This window comes from Streptomyces alkaliterrae, assembly GCF_007097205.2.
Lineage (GTDB): Bacteria > Actinomycetota > Actinomycetes > Streptomycetales > Streptomycetaceae > Streptomyces > Streptomyces alkaliterrae.
Map to the genome: position 1 here is coordinate 1 of NZ_VJYK02000466.1, position 2,881 is coordinate 2,881.

Below are 2,881 nucleotides of genomic sequence, written 5' to 3' on the forward strand. Positions count from 1 at the left end.
AGGGAGCCGTTGTTCGCCGGGTGGTAGAACACCGCCGACCGTTCGGCGTCGAGGCCGCCGTCGGCCCGCGCGTGGCTGAGGCCGGCGCGCAGCAGGGCGTCGCCGAGGTGGACGAGGTGGGTGCTGCTGATCCTCCTCGTGACGCTCGGCGTCACCGGAAACCTCGACTGAGGACCCGTACACCCGAGGACCCGTACGCACGCCGAGGACGGCCGGTCACCGGACCGGCCGTCCTCGTGTGTCGCTGTACCGGGGCTCTCAGTCCTCGGCGACCAGCGGGGGCGTGTCGCGGGTGAGCACTTCGCCGCGGAAGAAGGCGGGGCTGCGGCGCTGCATCACCGCCATCACCACCAGGCCCAGGGCCAGCACCCCGACGCCGATCACGAACACGCTGCCCATGCCCGCGATGGAAGAGCCGCTGCCGTAGGCCGGGTCCCACATGTCGCGCATCGTCTGGAAGAACACGGCAGTCAGCATCAGACCGCCCAGCGCCGGCAGCACGCCCTTGAAGACCGCGTCCCGCACGCTGCGCCGCAGGTCGTGGCGGAAGTACCAGACGCAGGCGAAGGCGGTCAGCGCGTAGTAGAAGCAGATCATCAGGCCGAGTGCGTAGATGGTGTCGATCAGTACGTTCTCGCTGACGACGACCATGACGGCGTAGAACACACCGGTGGCCACGCCCGCGGCGACGGTGGCCCGGCCTGGCGTGTGGAAGCGCGGGTGCACCTTCGCGAAGGAGCGGGGGAACGCCTCGTAGGTGCTCATCGCCAGCATCGTCCGGGCGGCCGGCAGGAACGTCGTCTGCAGGCTCGCGGCGGCGCTGGCCAGCACGGCCAGGAACAGCAGCGGGCCCAGCGGTCCGAGCACCGGGCCGGCGAGAACGGCGAACACGTTGTCGGCGGTGTCCGGGTTGCCCAGGCCCAGGCCCTCCTCGCCGACGCCCGCGTACATCAGGGCGGCCACGGCGGTGAGCGCGTAGGCGGAGACCAGTACGAGCATCGCGATCAGCGCGGCCCGACCGGGCGTCTTGTGCTGGCCGGTGGTCTCCTCGTTCACCACCAGGGTGGTGTCCCACCCCCAGTAGATGAAGATCGACAGGGACAGGCCCGCGGTGAAGGCGGCGAACGAGTTCACCGACAGCGGGTCGAACCACTCGAGCGAGGGGGTGAGCGAGGTGGCCCCGCCGCCCGGCGCGTCGCCGGACTTGACCATGGCCATCACGATGAACAGCGCGAGCACGACCATCTGCAGCGTGACCAGCGAGTACTGGAACCACTTGGTGGCGGTCATCCCCCGGTAGCTGATCGCCGTCGCTATCGCGATGAACAGCAGCACGGTGACGATGTGGACCACCGTGGAGGAGCCGAAGTCGACTATGGCCTGGCTGCCGGTGAGCTCGCCGATGAGCAGGTAGAAGAACTCGGCCGCGACCCCGGCCAGGTTCGACAGCACGATGACCGTGGCGGTCATCAGCCCCCAGCCGGTCAGCCAGCCGATACGGGGGCCGAGCGCCTTCACGGTCCAGGTGAAGGAGGTGCCGCAGTCGGGGAGTGCCTTGTTCAGCTCTCGGTAGGCGAAGGCGACGAGCAGCATGGGGATGAAGCCCGCGATGAAGATCGCCGGCATCTGGAGCCCCACCTCGCTGACCGTGGGGCCGAGCGTGCTGGTGAGGCAGTACACGGGGGCGACGGTGGACAGGCCGATGACCGCGCTGCCGAGGAGACCGACGGAGTTCTTGCTGAGCCCCTTTGATCTGTAGTCCTCGCCGGCGGCCACTTCACTGTCCCCGGGGGACGTCGCCTGGTTCAGGAGCTGTGCCATGGCACGGACCGTATAGCGTGCGTTTTCCGCAACAGGACAACGGCAACAGCATCCGACGCTCCTCCGGATCAAAGGTGACAATGGGAGTTGATCATGCCATGAAAGGCGGTGTCCGGATTGTTCTCGCGGATGCAAAGATCCGTTAAGTTGAATTCCGGATTGCGGTAATCGTAGGGCGCCCGGTTTGTCCGGTCTGCAGATTTTCCGCGACTACTTTCCGTCACCGCCCAGGGGGTGGCCGGCGGGTCGCAACCCGGCCTGGGACAACCGATTTCCCCGCTTCGTCGCCCCTCCCTCCCGGCCCGCCGACCTGCTCACAATCCCCGCCCGGCGCACCGATCTCGGAATTCGAACGTGAACCGGCGGGTAACACCCGCACGGTGAACTCGTCCACTCCCGCGTAATGCCGACCGCCTCACCCGCTCTCTCTGCTGGCCGCCGCCCGAAGGCCGGGCGACGACGTGGGAGAGGTTGGGACGACATGAACGGCGAGACGGCTACCAGGCGAGCGGTGGAGTGGCTGGCCGCGGCGGCGCCCGACCCCGAGGACTGCAGACGCCAGTGGGAGCGCAACCCGCTCGCGGTGACGCTGCTGCCGGCCGGACTGCGCTGGGACGTGCTGATCCTCAGCGGCGCGCTCGGCGGACTCACCCTCGACGTCCTCACCGCCCTCGTCGACCGGCCCGGACCGGTGCTCGCCGACTTCGGTGACTCCCGCACCGGCTTTCTCGTGCCACCCGGCACCGCCGCCCGCTGGCTCGGCACCGGAGTCCGGGCCGCCGGCCGGGGCACCTGGATCGTCGTCCCCTACCCCGGCCGCCGAACCGGAGGCGTGCGCTGGCTGGTGCCACCCGACGGCGACGGGAACCTCACCGACCCGGTGACCCTGGAACTGGCCATGCACGAGGCCGCCGCCCTGCTGGCCGACGGCCCCCCGGCCCACGGTCACCGCTGAGCAGCGCCACCGCGAGCAGCAGCAGCCCGCCCAACGCGCAACTTGCCAGCACATCGAGCGGCCAGTGATACGCCCGGCGCACCAGACCGGCGCCGGGCGTATCAC

2 protein-coding genes are annotated in these 2,881 nt (G+C 69.5%); one reads left to right on the forward strand and one right to left on the reverse strand.

What is annotated here, in order from left to right; genetic code table 11:
• Positions 1–258: 258 nt before the first annotated feature.
• Positions 259–1,821 (reverse strand): APC family permease, encoded by a 1,563-nt coding sequence (locus FNX44_RS25660; RefSeq protein ID WP_143651368.1) that lies wholly within the window; start codon positions 1,819–1,821, stop codon positions 259–261.
• Between the two features lie 481 nt (positions 1,822–2,302).
• Between FNX44_RS25660 and FNX44_RS25665 the strand changes: the two genes are divergently transcribed.
• Positions 2,303–2,776 carry a bifunctional DNA primase/polymerase gene (locus tag FNX44_RS25665; protein WP_143651369.1) on the forward strand — a complete coding sequence of 158 codons (474 nt, stop codon included), beginning with the start codon at positions 2,303–2,305 and terminating at the stop codon, positions 2,774–2,776.
• Positions 2,777–2,881: the final 105 nt, after the last annotated feature.